The organism is Selenobaculum gibii, from assembly GCF_030273445.1.
Lineage (GTDB): Bacteria > Bacillota > Negativicutes > ICN-92133 > ICN-92133 > Selenobaculum > Selenobaculum gibii.
Window position 1 is genome coordinate 1,189,916 of record NZ_CP120678.1, and the last position, 20,368, is coordinate 1,210,283.

At 34.1% G+C, this 20,368-nt stretch carries 19 protein-coding genes; all 19 read left to right on the forward strand.

Features of this window, described 5'->3' with window-relative positions; genetic code table 11:
• Positions 1-59: 59 nt before the first annotated feature.
• The 19 genes from P3F81_RS05660 (at position 60) to P3F81_RS05750 (ending at position 20,319) form a co-directional block, all read left to right on the forward strand.
• Positions 60-2,264 carry a RelA/SpoT family protein gene (locus tag P3F81_RS05660; protein WP_147668287.1) on the forward strand — a complete coding sequence of 735 codons (2,205 nt, stop codon included), beginning with the start codon at positions 60-62 and terminating at the stop codon, positions 2,262-2,264.
• Positions 2,265-2,388: 124 nt separating this feature from the next.
• Positions 2,389-3,003: an MBL fold metallo-hydrolase gene (locus P3F81_RS05665; protein WP_147668289.1), complete on the forward strand. Its 615-nt coding sequence runs from the start codon at positions 2,389-2,391 to the stop codon at positions 3,001-3,003.
• A 40-nt stretch (positions 3,004-3,043) separates the two neighbouring features.
• Positions 3,044-4,105, forward strand: a complete 1,062-nt coding sequence (locus P3F81_RS05670) for an AI-2E family transporter (RefSeq protein WP_147668291.1) — start codon at positions 3,044-3,046, stop codon at positions 4,103-4,105.
• Positions 4,105-4,563: a Fur family transcriptional regulator gene (locus P3F81_RS05675; RefSeq protein WP_147668293.1), complete on the forward strand. Its 459-nt coding sequence runs from the start codon at positions 4,105-4,107 to the stop codon at positions 4,561-4,563. The genes P3F81_RS05670 and P3F81_RS05675 overlap by 1 nt, the downstream gene beginning before the upstream one ends.
• The gene (hemZ, locus tag P3F81_RS05680) at positions 4,553-6,040 is read left to right on the forward strand and encodes a coproporphyrinogen dehydrogenase HemZ (RefSeq protein ID WP_147668295.1); all 1,488 of its coding nucleotides are present in this window, start codon (positions 4,553-4,555) and stop codon (positions 6,038-6,040) included. The genes P3F81_RS05675 and hemZ overlap by 11 nt, the downstream gene beginning before the upstream one ends.
• A gap of 19 nt (positions 6,041-6,059) precedes the next feature.
• Positions 6,060-7,325, forward strand: a complete 1,266-nt coding sequence (hisS, locus tag P3F81_RS05685; protein WP_147668297.1) for a histidine--tRNA ligase — start codon at positions 6,060-6,062, stop codon at positions 7,323-7,325.
• A 1-nt stretch (position 7,326) separates the two neighbouring features.
• Positions 7,327-9,117, forward strand: a complete 1,791-nt coding sequence (aspS, locus tag P3F81_RS05690; RefSeq protein WP_147668299.1) for an aspartate--tRNA ligase — start codon at positions 7,327-7,329, stop codon at positions 9,115-9,117.
• Positions 9,118-9,226: 109 nt separating this feature from the next.
• On the forward strand, positions 9,227-11,179 hold the full coding sequence (locus tag P3F81_RS05695; protein WP_147668302.1) for a transglycosylase domain-containing protein: 1,953 nt from the start codon (positions 9,227-9,229) through the stop codon (positions 11,177-11,179).
• 58 nt (positions 11,180-11,237) lie between these two features.
• Positions 11,238-11,972 (forward strand): WecB/TagA/CpsF family glycosyltransferase, encoded by a 735-nt coding sequence (locus P3F81_RS05700; RefSeq protein ID WP_147668304.1) that lies wholly within the window; start codon positions 11,238-11,240, stop codon positions 11,970-11,972.
• Between the two features lie 154 nt (positions 11,973-12,126).
• The gene (locus tag P3F81_RS05705; protein WP_147668306.1) at positions 12,127-12,765 is read left to right on the forward strand and encodes a phosphatidylserine decarboxylase family protein; all 639 of its coding nucleotides are present in this window, start codon (positions 12,127-12,129) and stop codon (positions 12,763-12,765) included.
• Complete coding sequence (pssA, locus tag P3F81_RS05710) at positions 12,762-13,430, forward strand: CDP-diacylglycerol--serine O-phosphatidyltransferase (protein WP_147668308.1); 669 nt, start codon at positions 12,762-12,764, stop codon at positions 13,428-13,430. The genes P3F81_RS05705 and pssA overlap by 4 nt, the downstream gene beginning before the upstream one ends.
• Positions 13,431-13,515: 85 nt before the next feature.
• On the forward strand, positions 13,516-14,793 hold the full coding sequence (locus tag P3F81_RS05715) for a glycosyltransferase family 2 protein (protein WP_147668310.1): 1,278 nt from the start codon (positions 13,516-13,518) through the stop codon (positions 14,791-14,793).
• Between the two features lie 65 nt (positions 14,794-14,858).
• A complete protein-coding gene (gene queD, locus P3F81_RS05720) occupies positions 14,859-15,245 on the forward strand; it encodes a 6-carboxytetrahydropterin synthase QueD (protein WP_147668312.1) in 387 nt (128 codons plus the stop codon).
• Complete coding sequence (locus P3F81_RS05725; RefSeq protein ID WP_147668314.1) at positions 15,238-15,972, forward strand: 7-carboxy-7-deazaguanine synthase QueE; 735 nt, start codon at positions 15,238-15,240, stop codon at positions 15,970-15,972. Before queD ends, P3F81_RS05725 begins: the two co-directional genes overlap by 8 nt.
• Before the next feature lie 106 nt (positions 15,973-16,078).
• Positions 16,079-16,471, forward strand: a complete 393-nt coding sequence (locus P3F81_RS05730) for a TIGR04086 family membrane protein (protein ID WP_147668317.1) — start codon at positions 16,079-16,081, stop codon at positions 16,469-16,471.
• 16 nt (positions 16,472-16,487) lie between these two features.
• Positions 16,488-17,123 carry a pyrophosphatase PpaX gene (gene ppaX, locus P3F81_RS05735; RefSeq protein WP_147668319.1) on the forward strand — a complete coding sequence of 212 codons (636 nt, stop codon included), beginning with the start codon at positions 16,488-16,490 and terminating at the stop codon, positions 17,121-17,123.
• 76 nt (positions 17,124-17,199) lie between these two features.
• Positions 17,200-17,997 carry an S-methyl-5'-thioadenosine phosphorylase gene (mtnP, locus tag P3F81_RS05740; RefSeq protein ID WP_147668321.1) on the forward strand — a complete coding sequence of 266 codons (798 nt, stop codon included), beginning with the start codon at positions 17,200-17,202 and terminating at the stop codon, positions 17,995-17,997.
• Positions 17,998-18,017: 20 nt separating this feature from the next.
• A complete protein-coding gene (gene mtnA / locus P3F81_RS05745) occupies positions 18,018-19,058 on the forward strand; it encodes an S-methyl-5-thioribose-1-phosphate isomerase (RefSeq protein ID WP_147669210.1) in 1,041 nt (346 codons plus the stop codon).
• A gap of 19 nt (positions 19,059-19,077) precedes the next feature.
• Positions 19,078-20,319 (forward strand): adenosylhomocysteinase, encoded by a 1,242-nt coding sequence (locus P3F81_RS05750; protein ID WP_147668323.1) that lies wholly within the window; start codon positions 19,078-19,080, stop codon positions 20,317-20,319.
• The last annotated feature ends 49 nt before the right edge of the window (positions 20,320-20,368 follow it).

The window sequence follows — 20,368 nt, forward strand, 5'->3', positions numbered from 1 at the left end:
GGATTAGTCATTGGAAAATCTAATGTATAATAATGTAACTTTAAATGAGGTTGAACAAAATGAAAAATCATATAAATACTATAGAAGAACTAGTCAAGAAAATTGAAATTTATCAAACAGAAGAATCTGTTGCACTTGTCAAAAGAGCTTATGATTTTGCTAACAATGCACATAAAGGACAATTTAGGATGTCTGGAGAAGATTATATACATCATCCAGTTGGTGTTGCGCAAATTTTAGCTGGACTCCAAATTGATGCATTAACGATTAGTGCTGCATTATTACATGATGTTGTTGAAGATACATCTTATACATTAGATGAAATGCAAGAAAATTTTGGCGAAGAAATTGCCATGCTGATTGACGGTGTTACTAAATTAAATCGAATGGAATATAAATCAAAAGAAGAGCAACAGTTGGAAAATTACAGGAAAATGTTCTTAGCAATGGCAAAAGATATTCGAGTAATTTTGATAAAGCTAGCGGATCGATTACATAATATGCGTACATTAAAGTCTATGCCTGTAGCCAAGCAACAGCGAATTGCACGTGAAACTTTAGAAATTTTTGCTCCTTTAGCAAATCGCTTGGGGATTTCAAGCATTAAATGGGAACTTGAAGACTTGTGTTTACGATATCTTGAACCAGAAATGTATTATGACCTGGTGGAGAAGGTAAAACAAAAACGTCAGGAAAGGCAAGCCTTTATTGATGATGCTATTCAAGTGCTAAAGGAAAAACTTGATAGTGTTTTGATAAAAGCTGAAATTCAAGGGCGGGCAAAACATTTTTATAGTATTTATAAAAAAATGAAAAAAGGCAATAAAGATATAAGTGAAATTTATGATTTATCGGCAGTTCGAGTTCTAGTGGATAATGTAAAAGATTGTTATGGGGTTTTAGGAATGGTACATACATTATGGAAACCTATCCCTGGCAGATTTAAAGATTATATAGCAATGCCGAAATCTAACATGTATCAATCTTTACATACAACGGTAATTGGCTCACGTGGTTGTCCTTTAGAAATTCAAATTAGGACCTTTGCTATGCATAAAGTTTCTGAATATGGGGTTGCGGCACATTGGAAATATAAAGAGAGTGGAAAAAGTGCCGGTGCAGCAAAAGATTATGACCAAAAAATGTCATGGTTGCGTCAAATTGTAGACTTACAGCAGGAGGTAAGTGATCCTAAAGAATATGTTGAAGCATTAAAAGTTGATGTATTTTCCGATGAGGTCTTTGTGTTTACTCCTAAAGGGGATGTAGTCGATTTACCAGCAGGTTCTATTCCTATCGATTTTGCTTATCGTATACATACAGATGTAGGTCATCGTTGTATTGGGGCGAAAGTAAATGGCAAGATTGTTCCTTTGGAATATAAATTAGTAAATGGAGATATTGTATCTATTATTACAAATAAACAAAATAATGGACCGAGTATGGATTGGTTGAATATAGTTGCATCTTCTGAAACTAAAAATAAAATTAGACAATGGTTTAAGAAAGCAAAACGTGAAGAAAATATTGAACGTGGACGAGATTTGATTGAAAAGGAAAGCAAGCGACTTGGCTATGAAAGCAAAGAGCTGTTAAAGGACGATCGACTAAAAGAAGTTGCAAAAAAATTAAATATCTTGAGTGAAGATGATTTATTGGCATCTATTGGCTTTGGTGGTGTGACAGTCAATGGAATTATGACAAAATTAATTGAGTTGTATAAAAAGGCCGTTAGGAGTGCAACTCCTCCAGATATTTCGCAAATGCTAGAGGGGCTAAAGCCTCGAAATGTAAAGAATAAAGCAAACCATGGAATATTAGTGGAAGGTGAAGGTGGCTTATTAGTTCGCTTGGCAAGATGCTGTAATCCTATTCCTGGGGATTCAATAACTGGATATATTACTAGGGGGAGAGGTGTTTCTGTTCATAGAGCGGATTGTCCGAATGTTTTAAATTCGCATGATGAAGTTGATAGAATGATTGAAGTTTCATGGGATATTAATGTTGATAAACTTTATACGGTGACAATTGAAATTATTTGTAATGACGAAGCTGGTGTTTTAACTTCATTGATGATGGTTCCTGCTGAATCGAAAATTAACATAAGCTCAATCAATGCGAGAACACACAAAAATAAGACGGCAACAGTAATCATGGGCCTCAATGTAAGTAATGCTGAGCAAATTGAACATATTATGACGAAATTTAGGCGGCTAAAAGATGTTTATAGCGTTTATCGATCGATTGGTAATGCTGATAAATAAATTGAATTCAAATGATTAATCCAGAGCTTACGGTGTCTAATTTTTTCTAAAGAGGTGCTCGTAGCGAAGCACAATGATTCCGTTAGTTATTGCTATTGGGTTAAATGAATATAAGGAGAATTTTATGAAAATAGAACAACTTGTAGTGGGTGATTTAGGCGTGAATTGCTATATTGTTTCATGTGAAAGAACTAAAGAAGCGGCAGTAATCGACCCTGGTGCTAATGCAAAAGCGATACTAGATAAAATAGGGGATCTAAAGGTTATTGCAATTATTAATACACATGGGCATGCAGATCATATCAGTGCAAATAAAAAAATAAAGGATGCAACACATGCCGATATATTAATTCATCGTGATGATGCACAGATGTTATTAGAGTCGCGCTTAAATCTATCTGTTTTCTTAGGAGAAAGTATAGAATCTTATCCAGCTGATAGAATCTTAAATTCTGGAGATACTGTAAATATTGGTGATATTATTTTAAAAGTGATTCATACGCCAGGCCATACAAAGGGTGGAATTTGCTTATATACAGATGGTATACTATTTAGTGGAGATACATTATTTGCAGAATCCATCGGTAGAACGGATTTTCCAGGTGGCTCTATGCAAGGATTAATACATAGTGTTACGGAAAAACTTTTAAATTTGCCTGATGATACACGTGTCTTACCGGGACATGGTCCTTCTACGACGATAGGCTGGGAGCGTATGCATAATCAATTTTTGTCATAAATAATGATTGCCAATAGATTTACTTGGAGGTTCATCTAAGATGAAAGTATCTTCAACATTAGTCTTTAAGGCAATTGTTATTGTAAGTTTTTTTTATGTTCTTATGGAAGCTAAATCCATATATCTGCCTATTTTAGCTTCTGTTGGTTTATCATTCATTCTTTATCCTATCGTGAATAGGCTGACAAATATAAAGGTTTATAAATTAAAAATAGGAAAGATTCCGGCTATCCTTATTGCGTTTTTATTTGCAGTAACCATTGCAAGTGGGCTTTTAAGTATTTTAGTTATACCTTTAGTTGAGGAAATAGAAAAGTTATACAAAAATGTTCCGCAAATGTTAGTTACGATAGATCAATTGCTTGATCTTATCAAAGATAATGTGATTATTCCAATTGTAAACAGCGGGATATATCGTGAGCAATCGGAGCAAATTTTTATCATGCTACAACAAGCAATTTCTAAAAGTGCAGTAATTTCTTTTAATCTATTAAAAAACATAGCTAGCCTTTCATTTTCCTTTTTATCACGGAGTGTGGAATTAATTGTTATTCCTGTTTTAACTTTTTATTTATTAAAAGACTGGAATGTGATTGTAGATTGGGTAATAAGCTTATTTTCCCTGCGAAGCCAATCACAAGCAAAAAAAATTATTTATGAAATGGGAACAGTTATTAGCGATTTTTTAACAGGTCAATTCTTGTTATGTATAATTATTGGTACGATTTCATTTATAGGATTTTATCAAATGAACATAGGATATCCCTTTGTTTTAGCTACTTTAGCAGCTATGGCGGAAGCTATCCCGATTATTGGACCGATTCTTAGTGCTGTTCCTGCAATTATATTAGGACTGGCCGTATCTACTAAGTTAGGACTAAAAGTAGCGATTTTTTGTTTTTTTCTACAGCAATTAGAGAATCATGTAATTTTACCACGCGTTATGGGGAAAAGTGTAAATTTACATCCGGTGACAATTATCATCAGTTTACTAATTGGTGGACAATTTTTGGGGGTTTTAGGAATGCTTTTGGCGTTGCCTGTGACAGCGCTACTTAATATTTTTATGCAACATTTTTGGATTGAAGAGGAGAAATCGTAATGACTGTTATGATTACAATGGAAGAGTTGAAGAAAAGATTACAAGAACGGCAATGTAAATTAACTCCGCAACGGCAAATTGTATTGCAAGTTTTTATTGAAAATCATGATGAACATTTAAGTGCTGAAGAGGTTCATCAGATTTTGCGGGAACAAGGATCGGAAATTGGATTAGCAACCGTTTATCGGAGTCTTGAATTATTGAGCGATATGGATATCTTGCAAAAAATTGATTTTGGTGATGGAAGAAGTCGATATGAAATTAATAAAAGAGATGAAAAACAACATCATCATCATCATATTATTTGTTTAGAATGCGGAAACGTTAAAGAATTTGAGGAAGATTTATTGGAAAATTTAGAAGAGTTAATTTCAAAAAAAAGCAATTTTAATATCGTAGATCATCAAGTTAAGTTTTACGGTTACTGTCAGGAGTGCCAAAAAAAACGTGAAAATTAAAAATTTTAATTTGAATAGTAAAGATCAAGTTATTGTTAAAATAGTAAATGAAATATTAAATCTTTTTAATATTAAAATTACAAATGAAGAGTCGATAGATTATGCTTCTTTTTCTGTTAAAAATATAGTAACTGAGAATGAGTTAAATACGAAGGTTAAAACAGAATTTATCGCTGTGAGTTTAAATGGAAAATCAAAGTATTTTATTGAAGAAAATCAAGTTCACTCTGATGAAAATCTAAAAGCAGGTGTAAGAAGATTAATCAAGTTAAATTTATATAAAGTATTTAGTTCTTTTTTATCAATACCTTCAGCCCCGTGGGGAATTTTACATGGAGTTCGTCCGACAAAAATTGTTCATAAATTCATTGATAGAGATTTTTCAAAAGAAGAAATTATTGAAAGGCTGAAAAATGATTATGCAGTAAGTGATAGAAAAGCCAATTTAATTACTAATTTGGCTTTTAAACAACGGAGTTTTTTAAAGACTTCATCATTTCGCAAAGTAAGTGTTTACATAGGAATTCCATTTTGCTTATCTAAATGTTTGTATTGCTCGTTTCCTTCTTATGTTTTGCCAAAAAAAGATATATTAGAAGGCTTTTTGCAAACTTTAAAAAAAGATATAATGAATGCTTATGAATCAATAAAAAAACATAATCTTATTGTGCAAAGCATTTATATTGGAGGGGGAACACCAACTAGCCTGCCAAATGAAGAATTTGAAAATTTATTAGAACTTGTTCATAAAAAATTTTTTGTGTCAGAAACTATAGAATTTACTGTCGAAGCAGGTAGACCAGATAGTGTAAATAGTGATAAAATTGCAAGTATGGTTCGTTATGGTGTAAATAGAGTTAGTGTGAATCCGCAAACTATGCAAGAAAAAACTTTACAATATATTGGACGAAAGCATACTACACAGGATATAATAGAACTATTCGATAATTTTCGTCAGGCAGGCATGCAAAATATTAATATGGATGTTATCATAGGTTTACCTGGTGAAACGGTGAATGATGTTGAGGATACGATGCAAAAGATAAAAGGATTAAATCCGGACAATTTAACAGTACATACATTAGCCTTAAAAAAGGGATCTAAGCTTAAGTTAAATGTAGATTCTTATCAGTTGCCAGATGATGATACTGCTTTGAAAATGTTTGATGTTACAGAGCAATATGCAAAATTAATGGATATGGAGCCTTATTATTTATATCGACAAGGGTATATGCGAGGAAATCTTGAAAATATAGGATATAGCAAGGCTGGTGCGGAAGGACTTTATAATATTCAAATTATGGAAGAACGTCAAACAATTATAGGAATTGGTCCATCAGCAACGACAAAAGTTGTTGACACAGAGAATCTGACAATGGAAACAGCATTTGAGCCAAAAGATTTAATTACCTATATGCAAAATATAGATAAATATATGCAAAGACGACAAGAATTGTTGCAATTTTTGTTTGGTTAATAAGGAGGAGATTTTACTTATGCTAACTACAGGACCGCGTGGAACGCAAGATATTTTACCAAGCGTTAGCGGACAGTGGCAATATGTAGAAAAAACGATTCGCAATGTATGTGATTTATTTGGGTATAAAGAAATTCGTACCCCTATTTTTGAACATACAGAATTGTTTTTAAGAGGTATTGGAGAAACTACGGATGTAGTTTCTAAGGAGATGTATACGTTTAAGGATCGTGGCGAAAGAAGCATTACACTACGTCCAGAAAATACAGCTGCGACAGTTCGCGCTTATTTAGAACATAAACTATACGCAGATATAACATTAAACAAGTTGTTTTATATCGGGCCGATGTTTAGATATGATCGACCACAGGCTGGCAGATATCGTCAGTTTCATCAATTTGGAGTTGAAGCAATTGGTACTGCAAATCCAGCGATTGATGCGGAAATTATTATTTTGGCTACGCAATTTTTAAAATCTCTTGGACTAAATGAGTTGAAATTACAGCTAAATTCAGTAGGATGCCCAAAATGTCGTCCAGTATATAGAGAAAAATTGCAAGATTTCTTGCGTGATAAAGTAAAGGATTTGTGCCCGGATTGTCAATCGCGTTTTGAGAGAAATCCGATGAGAATTTTGGATTGTAAAAATGAGAAATGTACGACTTTGTCTCAAGGCGCTCCAGAAATGGCGGATTGCCTATGCGAGGATTGTCATGATCATTTTGATCAACTTAAAGAGTTATTAAGAGCTGTTGATATAGAATTTATCTTAAATCCTCGATTAGTTCGAGGACTTGATTATTACACAAAAACGGCTTTTGAGATACAATATTCGCCGCTTGGCGCACAGAGTGCAGTTTGCGGGGGTGGGCGTTATGATGGTTTAATTGAAGAGTGTGGTGGATCATCTACACCGGGCATTGGTTTTGCAATTGGAATTGAACGCGTAATGCTTGCACTGGAAAAGCAGGGGTTAATGCCGAATGAGGATGCGTCTTTAGATGCGTTGGTAGTACCTCTTGGGCTAAAGGCACAGGCAGCTGCATTTAAAGTATTATATAACTTACGCTTGGCTGGATATAGAGCAGACATGGATTTTGCGGGTAGAAGCTTGAAGGCACAGATGAAGCAAGCGAATAAGTTGGGCGCAAAATATGCAATTATTATTGGTGAAGATGAAGTTCGTGAAAACAGTGTTATGCTTAAAAACATGTTTACAAGTGAACAAACAAAAATTCAAGCAGCAGAAGTAGTGAAGAACTTAAATTTTGAGGTGAAAGATTAGAATGGAAACATTAGCAGGATTGGAAAGAACACATCATTGTGGAGATTTAAGAGCAGTAAATACCGACAATGAAGTTGTTTTATGTGGTTGGGTTGCAAGACGACGTGACCATGGTGGATTAATTTTCGTAGATTTACGTGATCGATCTGGTTTTGTACAAGTTGTATTTTCTTCTGAAATGGGAGAAAATGAGTTTAAGAAGGCTGAGACTTTACGCTCAGAATTCGTTGTTGCAGTTAGGGGTATTGTTAATAAAAGAGATCAAGCAACAGTAAATCCGAATATGGAAACTGGAGAAATTGAAGTTAATTGTTTAGAGCTTAGAATTTTAAATAAAGCCAAAACTCCACCGTTTTATATTCAAGACGATATTGATGTGGATGAAACATTGCGTTTAAAATATCGTTACTTAGATTTACGTAGACCAGAGATGCAAAGAAATCTTATGCTTAGACACCGCGTGACAAAAGTGATGCGTGATTTCTTAGACAAACAAGGATTTGTTGAAATTGAAACACCAATGTTAACGAAAAGCACACCAGAAGGTGCTAGAGATTATTTAGTGCCTAGTCGTGTAAATCCAGGTAAATTTTTTGCCTTACCACAATCTCCGCAAATTTTCAAACAGATTTTAATGGTTGCTGGCTATGAAAAGTATTTCCAAATCGTACGTTGCTTCCGTGATGAAGATCTGCGTGCTGATCGTCAACCGGAATTTACACAATTGGATATTGAAATGTCCTTTATTGATAGTGAACATATTCTTACGATGATGGAAGATATGACAAAAGAAATGTTTAAACAAGCAATTGATGCAGAGATTGAATTGCCATTTAAACGTCTTACTTGGGATGAAGCTATGGACAAATATGGCTCGGATAAACCAGATCTTCGTTTTGGTATGGAATTAATGAATTTATCTGAAGCTGTAAAGGGGTCTGATTTCAAAGTATTTGAATCTGTACTTGAAGCTGGCGGACAGGTAAAAGCAATAAATGTTAAAGGCTATGCAGGAATTCCACGTCGTGAGCTAGATGGACTAGTTGAGTATGTTGGGATTTATGGCGCGAAAGGCTTAGCTTGGATTTGTTATACTGAAGATGGGGTTAAATCTCCAATTGCTAAATTTTTCTCTGATGATATATTAGCGAAAATTAAAGAAACAACACAAGCTGAAGCCGGAGATTTATTGTTAATTATTGCAGATAAACCTTCAGTAGTTGCACATGCTTTAGGCGAATTGAGATTAGAGATGGGACGCCGTCGTAATCTTATTGATCCAGATAAATTATCTTTCCTATGGGTTGTTGATTTCCCAATGTTTGAATATAATGAAGATGCAAAACGCTGGGTAGCAATGCACCATCCGTTTACTGCGCCTAGAGAGGAAGACATTCAATATTTAGAAACAGATCCTGGTAGAATAAAAGCAAAAGCATATGATATGGTTCTTAATGGAACTGAAATTGGTGGCGGTAGTTTACGTATTTATAATCGTGATATCCAAGAACGTGTATTTAAAGCAATTGGTATGCAAGAAGAAGATGCAAGATTGAAATTTGGGTTTATGCTTGATGCATTTGAATATGGAACGCCTCCACATGGCGGAATTGCTTTTGGATTAGATCGTTTGATTATGTTAATGGCAAAACGTTCATCTATTCGCGATGTTATCGCATTCCCTAAAACGCAAAGTGCAACTTGTGTAATGACACAAGCTCCTTCAGAAGTGGCGCCAGAACAATTAAAAGAGTTATCTATTAGAACATCTGTACTTACCAAGAAAAATTAATTAAATTTAATAGTAATAAATGTAAACGCAAGGTATACTAGAGTAAAGATAGTATACTTTGCGTTTTTTTATTGTAATATATTTATGATATCAAAAAAGGAGGATTTCGATGCTAAAAATATTTATTACTATGATTTTTTTAGCGCTCGGGAGTTTTGCCTATGTTTTTAATGGGCTTCCGGATGCACAGGATATGAATCAGTTAAAGCTAATGTCAGCATCACAAGTATATGATATTCGTGGAGAGTTAATTGCTAAGCTATTTGAAGAAAATCGTGTTGTTGTACCTTTAAATAAAATGTCCCCTTATTTAATAGATGCAATTATAGCAAATGAGGACACAAGGTTTTATCAGCATCGTGGAATTGACCCTATAGGGATTGCTCGTGCTTTAGTTGTAAATATAACAAGTGGAGATATCGCAGAGGGTGGAAGTACAATAACGCAACAGTTAGCTAGAGGAATGTTTCTCAATCAAGACCGTACGCTACTTAGAAAAATTAGAGAGGCAATTTTAGCTATAAAATTAGATGTAAGGTTTTCTAAAGAGGAAATTTTACATGCATATTTAAATCAAATTTATTTAGGTGAGGGAGCATATGGTGTTGAAGCGGCATCACAAGCTTATTTTGGAAAAAGTGCAGGTGATTTAGACTTAAGTGAAAGTGCAATGATTGCTGGTTTAGCAAAAGGGCCAATCTATTATTCTCCATATAATAATATAGAACGAGCGAAAGAAAGAAGAGATACCGTTATAAATGGGATGTACTTACAAGGATATATCACAGAAGCGATGAAAGAGGATGCGACTCAAGAAGTTTTAAAAATAAAATCAAAGCGAGAAAGAAGTGTAAAGGCATCTTATTTTCTTGATTATGTTGCAAAGGAGCTAGTTGATTTATATGGGGAAGAAAAGGTTTATACTGGCGGATTGAAGATTTATACTACGTTAGATATGCATTTGCAAAAAATTGCAGAACAAACATTAAAAGAGTATCAAGGCGCTGTTGTAGCAATTAATCCAAGTGATGGATATATTTATGCAATGGTTGGAGGTAATAATTATAGTGAAAGTCAGCTAAACAGAGTTACTGATGAATATCGACAACCAGGATCGGCTTTTAAACCAATTGTTTATGCGACTGCGATAAACAAAGGAATGAAGACAAATACAGTAATGGTTGATGAACCTATTGATATTGCTGGTTATAAGCCATTAAACTACGATAATAAATATCGTGGTGCAATGACATTGAAAAAGGCTTTAAGATGGTCAGTTAATACTGTTGCAGTAAAGATCGGGCAGCAGGTAGGTATGCATGATGTTATTCAGCTAGCTAATAACTTAGGTCTTAGTACGATTACAAAAGCAGATGAACATTTAGCAACTGTGTTGGGGGGAGTAAGTGTTGGAGTAAATTTATTAGATTTATCAACTGCGTATACAGCCTTTGCGAATGGAGGAATCTTATCAAAACCAATTGCTGTGTTAGAGGTTCGTAATGAGCATGATCAAGTTTTAGATACTTTTACAACGCAGCAAAGTGCGGTATTAAGTCCAGAAACAGCATATATTATGACGGATATGCTAATGGGAACGATTTATAATGGAACTGCAAGTGGGGCAAATATAGGCAGAGAGGCAGCCGGAAAAACTGGTACAACGGATAATTATGAAACTGCGTGGTTTATTGGTTATATTCCTGATTTATTAGTTGGAATTTATGTGGGAAATGATAATCGAGTACCTACAGATTTATCGGGTACACAAGTAGCTGAAATGTGGGGACAATTCATGAAACAGGCGATTTCGAATAAGCAAAAAAGAGATTTTTCTGTTCCAGATACAATTATAAAAGGTATTGATATTTGTGCGAATACGGGAGAGTTGGCAGAGTCGAATTGTAAAGATCATGAATATAGTGCATTTATAAAAGGAACCGAACCAAAACGATTCGCGGATAAAATAATAGAGAAAATTTTACCGAAAGAAGAAAAAGGAAGCGGAAAAGAGAAAAAGAATAAATGGTGGTTTAATTTTCCTGGATTGCCGAAGCTATAATCTTATGATACAATGAAAATAATGTTTAAAATTTGGATAATAAATGAGGAGTATAATTGTGTCAAGAAAAAAAGTATCTGTTTTAGATGTAGCAATTAATATTATTACGATGAACGATGCTATAGATGTTATTATCGATGATTTTTTAAAATCTGATAAAATACATTTAATTGCTACGGCAAATGCGGAAATGGTTATGATGGCAAACCAGGATAAAGAATTGCAGGCAATTCTTAATTCGGCCGATTTAGTTGTCCCTGATGGAGCTGGCGTTGTTTGGGCTTCTAACAAATTAGGTTACCCGATGAAAGAGCGTGTGGCAGGATATGATTTAGTTCAACACCTTTTAAACAAACTGAAAAATGGAAAGGAAAGCTTTTACTTTCTAGGATCATCTCCAGGTGTTGCGGAAAAAGCGAAGGTTTATGCTGAAACCAAATATCCGGGTGTAAAAATTGTAGGAACGCACGATGGTTATTTTTCTGTAGAGGAAGAAAAAATGGTAGTGCAGGAAATTCAAAAATTACGTCCGGATATTCTTTTAGTTGCATTAGGTGTTCCTCGACAAGAAAAATGGATAAAAAAACATTTTTCTGAATTAAATGTGCCAGTTACCATTGGCGTTGGCGGCACTTTAGATGTAATGGCTGGTGTAGTAAAAAGAGCTCCATTATGGATGCAAAAGGCAAAATTAGAATGGCTATATCGAGGTATGCTGCAACCGAAAAGAATTTGTAGATTAATAGCTTTGCCCAAATTTGTAATCAAAGTCTTGCAAAATAAAAAATATTAGACAAGTATGGTATACTGTATTATAATAACTTGGGAAATGAGCGCGAACTTTATTAAACTTAGAAAGATGTAGAAGCTAACGCTTAAAGATATAATAATTTAAACATGGCTCATCATAATAGTATAAAATTGTTGTTAAGTGGAGGTGGATTCCTATGGTTAAAGCTCCTGTGATAAAAGAAGGATATATATTTATTGCAATTGCTTTACTTCTTGCTGTTTTAGTCGGGTATTTTATAGATCCATTATGGACTATTTTTCCGATTGTTTTAGCAGCATTTTTTACATTTTTCTTTCGTAATCCGCAAAGACAAATACCGACTGATAAGAATTTAATTGTTTCGCCAGCTGATGGTAAGGTTATGGGAATTGTGGAAGTAGATGAAAATGACTTCGTAAATGAACGATGTAATAAAGTAATTATTTTTTTATCCGTTTTTGATGTTCATATCAATCGAAGTCCAATGAACGGTGAGATTAAGTTTCAGCAATATACCTGTGGTCGATTTATTCCAGCATATAAAGATTCAGTAGGTTTTGAAAATGAACGTCATACAATAGGCATTGAAAATGGCAATATGCGTATTATTGTTACACAGATTGCTGGTATTTTAGCGCGTAGAATTGTTTCATGGGTTACATTAGGAAATGTATTAGAAAAAGGAGAGCGCTATGGTCTGATTAAATTTGGATCATGTACGGAATTAGTAATGCCTAAGAATGTTGAAATTTGTGTAAAAAAAGGCGATAAAGTCGTTGGTGGCGAGACAGTCATTGGGAGGATTAAGGCATGAAAAGTTTAATTCCTAATATGTTAACATCATTGAATTTGGTGCTTGGCATGGGATCAATAATTTCTACGTTTCAAGGAAATTTTTATCAGGCTGCAATTTTAATTGTTTTAGCAATGGTTGCAGATGGTCTTGATGGTCGTGTAGCGAGATTTTTTAATTCGAGTAGCGATTTTGGCAAGGAACTTGATTCATTATGTGATTTAGTTTCTTTTGGTGTTGCCCCAGCTATTTTAGCATATGCTTTTTATTTGAAAGAGTTTGCAGAGTTTGGCTATGTAGCGGCCATTGCTTTTGCAACATGTGGTGCATTGCGGTTAGCTAGATTTAATGTGAATACTAGTGTCGTAAAAGGGTATTTTATGGGGTTGCCTATTCCTGCTGGCGGATGTGTACTTGCAACTTTTATTATGTTAAATATTAAACCGCAAGGGATTATTTTTCCTTTGATGGTTTTGATTTTTGGGTACTTAATGGTAAGTAAAGTGAAGTATCCTGATTTTAAAGGTAAGGGAGAGCAAATTAGAATTTTCCCTGCTCTTTTAGCCGTTTTTTTAGGGGCATATATTTTATTTGTTCGGTTAGATGCGGTTCTATTTGTACCATTTATTGTTTATTCTGTTTTTGGTATATTAAATACTCTTTTTGGATTAGTTGAATCTAAATAATGAAAATAAGCATATATTGTTTATTCATATTTTAGTATGTAAAATTTATCTTCTATAACAAAAGGATTTTAAAGGAGAAAAATCCATGAACTATATTTTTGATTATATCATGATACCAATGCAGGCTATCATAGTATTCTTCACAATTTATTATTTTATAATTGCTTTTTTTGGAGTTTGGAAAAGAAACGAGAAAAAAATATTAACTCCGAAAAATACTTTTGCAGTTATTGTTGCAGCTCATAATGAAGAACAGGTAATTGGACAGTTAGTTGAAAATTTACAAGTCTTAGATTATCCTCGTGATATGTATGATATTTATGTTGTTGCTGATAATTGTACAGATAATACAGCAAACGTGGCTCGTGAATGTGGTGCAATTGTTTGTGAACGCACCAACAATGAAGAACGCGGTAAAGGTTTTGCAATGGAATGGATGTTTAGAAAGTTATTTACTTTTGAACGCAAATATGATGCTGTAGCTGTATTTGATGCTGATAATCTTGTGCATCCTAAATTTTTATTAGAAATGAATAATCGCCTTTGCAAAGGCGATAAGTTAATACAAGGTTATTTAGATGCTAAAAACCCACATGATACATGGGTTTCGGGTACTTTTGCTATTGCGTTTTGGGTTACAAACCACATTTGGCATTTAGCAAAATCTAATATTGGTTTATCTAGTGTTTTAGGTGGTACAGGAATGTGTATCTCGACTGACATCTTAAAAGAATTTGGTTGGGGTGCTACTTGTTTAACGGAAGATATGGAATTTACGATGAAGGTATTAGCGCGAGGGATTCGAACAACTTGGGCGCATGATGCGATTGTTTATGATGAAAAGCCTTTAACTTTTATGCAATCATGGAATCAGAGAAAACGTTGGGCGCAAGGTCATTTTGATATTGCTGGGCGCTATATTCCTAAGATGATAAAGGAAGGAATAAAACAGCGTGACATTCGGATTGTTGATGGCTGTATTCATTTATTACAACCACATTTTTTATTAATTTCTACGGCATTTGTTATTGCAAGCTATATTCAGCTTCTTGTTCCGCCTTTTTATACAAATATTTACAGCTTAATGCCTTCGGAAATATTGACAATTATTATGATAGGGCAATATTTACTGCCTGTTATTATTTTGTTAAGAATAAGAGCTTCATGGAAGACTTGGTGTTATTTAATTCTGTACCCAATATTTATTTATAGTTGGATTCCAATTACTTTTCTTGGATTTTTAGATAGACATCAGCATGAATGGAGTCATACAAAACATACTAGGGCAATAAGTTATCAGGATATTTTACTCGATAAAACAGATACTAATCATAATAATGTACGCCGTGAGACGGTAAAGTAGATGAAAGGTGAGTGTATACTCACCTTTTCTTATAATTGAAAAAATAATGGTTGAGGTGATTGATTGTGTATGAATTAACTGTAATTGTAGAATTTGAGGCAGCGCATCGAATTGTTGATTATCCAGGAAAGTGCAATCGCTTGCATGGTCATAACTGGAGTGTCGAGGTTAATGTTATAGGGACTAAACTAAATGAATTAGGGATGTTAATTGACTTTAAAGAATTAAAAAAAGAGGTAAATAAAATTATTGAAGGTTTAGATCATTACTATCTTAATGAGCTTGATGCCTTTAAAGTGACGAATCCAACTGCTGAAAATTTAGCAAAATACCTTTATGATGAGTTAGCGAAAAGTTTGTTGTTGTCTGGCGATACTTGTGTGAAATCAATAAAGATATGGGAATCTCCAAAGTCAGCAGTATGCTATAGCCGAGGCAAAGAAAATGTCTAAAGAAACAAATGTTATTGAGATTTTTTCGTCAATTCAAGGCGAAGGGAAATATGTTGGCTGTAGGCAAATCTTTGTTCGTTTTTCAGGATGCAATCTTCGTTGTCAATATTGTGATACTATTGATTCGTATAATAAAGCATTCTATTGTAAAGTTGAAAATACGGCAGGAAACCGTGATTTTATAGAAATAGAGAATCCTCTTTCTGTTGTTGAGATTTCATCTAGGATAAATAATTTATTAAAATTGCCACATCATTCAGTTAGCTTTACCGGGGGAGAGCCGCTTTGCCAAAGTGACTTTCTTAAAGATGTGGCTAAAGAAATAAAAAGCGTGAAATATCTTGAGACAAATGGTACTTTATCTAAAGAATTAGCTTCCATTATTGATGATATAGATATTATTAGTATGGATATAAAATTACCTAGTTTTATGAAACAGATATTATGGCGGGAACATGAAGAATTTTTAAAGATAGCAAATAAAAAAGAAGTATTTGTTAAAGTTGTCGTTTCAGCGGAAACAAATGAAAGTGAATTCAAAACAGCAATATCTTTGGTAGAAAGAATAAATAAGAAAATTACATTTATTATTCAACCTATAACACCCTTAAATGGATGTTGTGCAATAAGTCCAGAAGCTGTTATTCAATTTCAAAATTTAGCATTGCGAAGTTTAGACGATGTGAGGGTTATCCCGCAAACCCATAAATTTATAAATCAGATGTGATAAATGTTGTTTTATAAAAGTTTATCTGAGGCATTTAATAGGCTTTTTCCGCATATTGTTTAATGGGAAAATTGTATTTTACAATTAAACAATTGGGGGAAGTAGAATGAAGTCATATAGAAAACCAGGAAATTTAAAATTTTGGCGTAATGTTTCTAATGGGATGATCATTACTTTTCTTAGTACGCTTATGTCTTTAGTTGGGCTAAGTTGCATTGTATTTTTCTCTGATTTTTCGATTTCAGAATCTATAATGTATTACTTAGTCATGGCAATTCATTTTTTTAGTATTTTTATTGGTAGTTTAATAGTTTCTTATTTCGTTGGGGAAAAAGGTTTTTGGCTAGGGGCTGCTATAGGATTTATCTATAGCATAATCATTTTGTTATTGGGATTTGGTTATGTACAAGAAATATTTTTTTACCAGGCTGTTTTATATAAAATAATTTTAGGCATAGTTGCTGGAGCTTTTGGTGGAATAGTTGGTGTAAATTTATGAGGTTAGGTGTGGTAAGGTGAAATTTAAAGCGATTTTATTTGATTTAGATGGTACACTATTGGATACTTCTGGACTCATTGTTGATTCTTTTAAACATGCATTTCAAATCCATTATCGCAAGGAAGTTGATGTTTCAAAAGTGCATGAGTTTTTTGGAAAGTCCTTACGGTCAGCAATGGAATATTTGGGACCTGATAAAGTGGATGAATTAATTGATACATACCGTGAGCATAATTTAAAATATCATGATGAATTAATTGATATATTTCCCAATGTGGTGACGACAATTGAATTTTTACATAAAAATAATATCAAATTAGGAATTGTAACATCGAAAACACAAAAAACAGCAATCCGTGGATTAAAAATCTTTGGATTAGATCAGTACTTTCCTGTTGTTATTGGAATTGAAGAGTGTATGAATCCTAAGCCACATCCGGAACCAGTGCAAACCGCGATGCGGCTTTTGTCTGTTAATTCAGAAGAATGCTTAATGATTGGGGATAGTACCGCAGATATAAGCAGTGGGAAAAGTGCAGGAGTGAAAACAGCAGCAGTAAAATGGACACATGTAAACTGGAATAATATTCTTGGGGAAAAACCTGATTATGTTTTAGAAAATATGGAAGACTTATTATATATTATGGAATAGAATATATATATTTATGATGTGATATAGTATAATCATTTTATATGGAAACCGAAAAATAGAAAGAAAAGGTGATACAATGGTTCATATAGCGATTATTGGTGGGACTGGTGTTTATGATCCAAGTATATTAAAAAATGTCTATGATGATAAAATGAATACACCATATGGTGAAGTTGCATATAAAATTGGTGAATTTGGTGATAAAAAAATTGCTTTTATTCCTCGTCACGGCAGTCATCATTCCATTCCCCCGCATTTAATTAATTATCGCGCAAATATTTGGGCAATAAAAAAGTTAGGGGTAGGTCATATTATCGCAACGACAGCGGTTGGCTCATTAAATGAGCGGATGAAACCAGGCGATTTTGTTTTAGTAGATCAATTTTTGGATTTTACTAAAAATAGAGTAAGTACATTTTATGAAGGTGGAGACAGAGGAGTTGTACATTTGGATGTAACAGAACCTTATTGTCCTAAATTGCGTTCATTCATTGAGCAAGCAGCCCAGCAATTAAATTTACCAATTCATAATGGTGGTGTATATGTTTGTACAGATGGACCTCGCTTTGAAACTCCAGCTGAAATTAAGATGTTTAAACAGCTAGGCGGAGATTTGGTTGGAATGACAAATGTTCCAGAGGTTGTATTGGCAAATGAAGCTGAGATGTGTTATTCTACCATCTCTATGGTTACTAATTTTGCTGCCGGTATTTCACCACAGGTGCTTACCCATGCAGAAGTTTTAGAAATTATGGCGGAAAATGGAGAAAAAATTAAGAAGCTTATTATGAGAAGTATAGAAAATATTAATATAAAAGATGATTCATGCAAATGCCGAAAAATGTTAGCTGAGTATGGTGGCTTTAAATTATAGGGGGAATAAGAGTGCAATCAATGAGATGGAATCATGGTAGTTTAGAATTATTGGATCAAACGAAACTGCCAACAACGATTGAATACATTCAATGCGATAATTATCAGATTGTTGCTGAAGCTATCAAAAAATTAGAAGTTCGGGGGGCTCCTGCCATTGGCGCAGCAGCAGCTTTTGGTTATGTTTTAGGAGCAAAACAGTTTCAATCATTAGAGTTGAAGAATTTTATTTCGAGGCTTGAACATGTTAGTGAAGAATTAAGAGCAACTCGACCAACAGCAGTAAATTTATTTTGGGCATTAGATCGTATGGATAATCTACTTCGGCAACACCTACAAAAGAAAAGTAGCATGAAAGAGATTATTTTTTCGTTAGAAGAAGAAGCGATTCGAATTGCTGATGAAGATAAGAAAGTAAATTGTGCATTATCAAAATATGGAGCAGAGTTATTTAAATCACCAATGAATTTCTTAACCCATTGCAATGCGGGCGCTTTAGCTACTGTAGATATGGGAACTGCCCTAGGCGTAATAAGACAGACTTACGCTGATGGACATGTTAAGCGTGTATTTGCTGATGAGACAAGACCATTATTACAAGGGGCGAGATTAACAGCGTTTGAGTTAACGCAAGATAATATCCCCGTTACCTTAATTAGTGACAATATGGCCGGGTGGGTAATGAAAAATAAAATGGTAGATGCTGTGATTGTAGGCGCAGATCGTATAGCGGCAAATGGTGATGTGGCAAATAAAATTGGTACCTATAGTGTAGCTGTTTTAGCAAAAGAACATCATATTCCATTTTATGTTGCGGCACCATCGTCTACTTTTGATTTTTCATTAGACAATGGCGAGCAAATACCAATTGAGGAACGTAATAAAAATGAAGTTACTCACGTTTTAGGAACGCAGATTGCTCCACTAGAGGTTGATGTATTTAATCCTGCGTTTGATGTTACACCTCATGCGTTGATTGCAGGAATTATTACGGAATATGGTGTATTAAAAGAAGATTATAAAAAATCAATACAAGAATTAAAACAAAAATTAGAAAAGTAAGGATGGGAGTTTTAAATTTATGGAATCAATGATTAAAGATATTAAACTAGCACCATCGGGTCATGATAAAATTAATTGGGTAAAAAACTTTATGCCGGTATTAAATTCTTTGAATGATGAACTTAGTAAAAGCAAACCTTTTTTAGGGAAAAAGATGGTAGTGACGATGCATTTAGAAGCAAAAACAGCATATCTTGGCTTAGTACTAAAAAATGCTGGTGCTGAAGTTGTAGTTACGGGGAGTAACCCATTATCTACGCAAGATGATGTAGCGGCAGCTTTAGTTGAAAGTGGCGTTACGGTTTATGCTTGGCATGCTTGCTCTGATGAGGAATATGAAACATTTTTACATAAAGCACTAGATTCTCGCCCTGATATCATTATTGATGATGGTGGGGATTTAGTTTCATTATTGCATGGTTCAAGAAGTGACTTGGCAGAAAATATTTTAGGCGGCTCAGAAGAAACGACTACAGGTGTCATTCGTTTAAAAGCATTGGCAGCAGAAGGCAAATTGAAGTTTCCAATGATTGCTGCGAATGATGCATATTGCAAGTATTTATTTGATAATCGCTACGGTACTGGGCAATCCACTTGGGATGGAATCATGAGAACGACAAACTTAGTAGTTGCAGGGAAAAATGTAGTGGTTGCAGGTTATGGCTGGTGTGGCAAAGGCGTTGCGATGCGGGCTAAAGGATTAGGGGCAAATGTTATTGTAACGGAAGTGGATCCAATTAAGGCAATTGAAGCTGTATTTGATGGTTTCAGAGTTATGCCGATGACAGAAGCAGCTAAGATTGGGGATGTATTTGTCACATTGACTGGATGTCGCGACATTATTACAAAAGAATCTTTTGCAGTAATGAAATCAGGGGCAATTATGGCGAATGCGGGGCATTTTGATGTTGAGATAAACAAAGACCATTTAAAATCTATGTCGGTATCGCAACGGACAGTGAGACAAAATATTGAAGAATTTGTTTTGCAAGATGGGCGTAAAGTTTATTTGTTAGCGGAAGGCCGCTTAGTAAATTTAGCAGCGGGAGACGGACATCCAACTGAAATTATGGATTTATCTTTTGCTGTACAAGCTTTATCAGCTTTACATATTATAAATAATCATGAAAAGATGAAAAAAGAAGTTTATATTATGCCGGATGAAGTGAATCAAAGAATTGCTGAGCTTAAGTTAGAAGCGTTAAATATTAGCATAGATCACTTAACAGAAGTTCAAAAAACATATTTAAGTCAGGCTTAATTCTTATTTGATAGCAAGGGCATACGATCCTTGCTATTTCATTATTTGG

Bases quoted from the DNA above. Each gene is read 5' to 3' on its own strand.
- P3F81_RS05660 (WP_147668287.1), top strand. From the start codon at position 60: ATGAAAAATCATATAAATACTATAGAAGAACTAGTCAAGAAAATTGAA.
- P3F81_RS05665 (WP_147668289.1), top strand. From the start codon at position 2,389: ATGAAAATAGAACAACTTGTAGTGGGTGATTTAGGCGTGAATTGCTAT.
- P3F81_RS05670 (WP_147668291.1), top strand. From the start codon at position 3,044: ATGAAAGTATCTTCAACATTAGTCTTTAAGGCAATTGTTATTGTAAGT.
- P3F81_RS05675 (WP_147668293.1), top strand. From the start codon at position 4,105: ATGACTGTTATGATTACAATGGAAGAGTTGAAGAAAAGATTACAAGAA.
- hisS (WP_147668297.1), top strand. From the start codon at position 6,060: ATGCTAACTACAGGACCGCGTGGAACGCAAGATATTTTACCAAGCGTT.
- aspS (WP_147668299.1), top strand. From the start codon at position 7,327: ATGGAAACATTAGCAGGATTGGAAAGAACACATCATTGTGGAGATTTA.
- P3F81_RS05695 (WP_147668302.1), top strand. From the start codon at position 9,227: ATGCTAAAAATATTTATTACTATGATTTTTTTAGCGCTCGGGAGTTTT.
- P3F81_RS05705 (WP_147668306.1), top strand. From the start codon at position 12,127: ATGGTTAAAGCTCCTGTGATAAAAGAAGGATATATATTTATTGCAATT.
- pssA (WP_147668308.1), top strand. From the start codon at position 12,762: ATGAAAAGTTTAATTCCTAATATGTTAACATCATTGAATTTGGTGCTT.
- P3F81_RS05715 (WP_147668310.1), top strand. From the start codon at position 13,516: ATGAACTATATTTTTGATTATATCATGATACCAATGCAGGCTATCATA.
- P3F81_RS05725 (WP_147668314.1), top strand. From the start codon at position 15,238: ATGTCTAAAGAAACAAATGTTATTGAGATTTTTTCGTCAATTCAAGGC.
- P3F81_RS05730 (WP_147668317.1), top strand. From the start codon at position 16,079: ATGAAGTCATATAGAAAACCAGGAAATTTAAAATTTTGGCGTAATGTT.
- mtnP (WP_147668321.1), top strand. From the start codon at position 17,200: ATGGTTCATATAGCGATTATTGGTGGGACTGGTGTTTATGATCCAAGT.
- mtnA (WP_147669210.1), top strand. From the start codon at position 18,018: ATGAGATGGAATCATGGTAGTTTAGAATTATTGGATCAAACGAAACTG.
- P3F81_RS05750 (WP_147668323.1), top strand. From the start codon at position 19,078: ATGGAATCAATGATTAAAGATATTAAACTAGCACCATCGGGTCATGAT.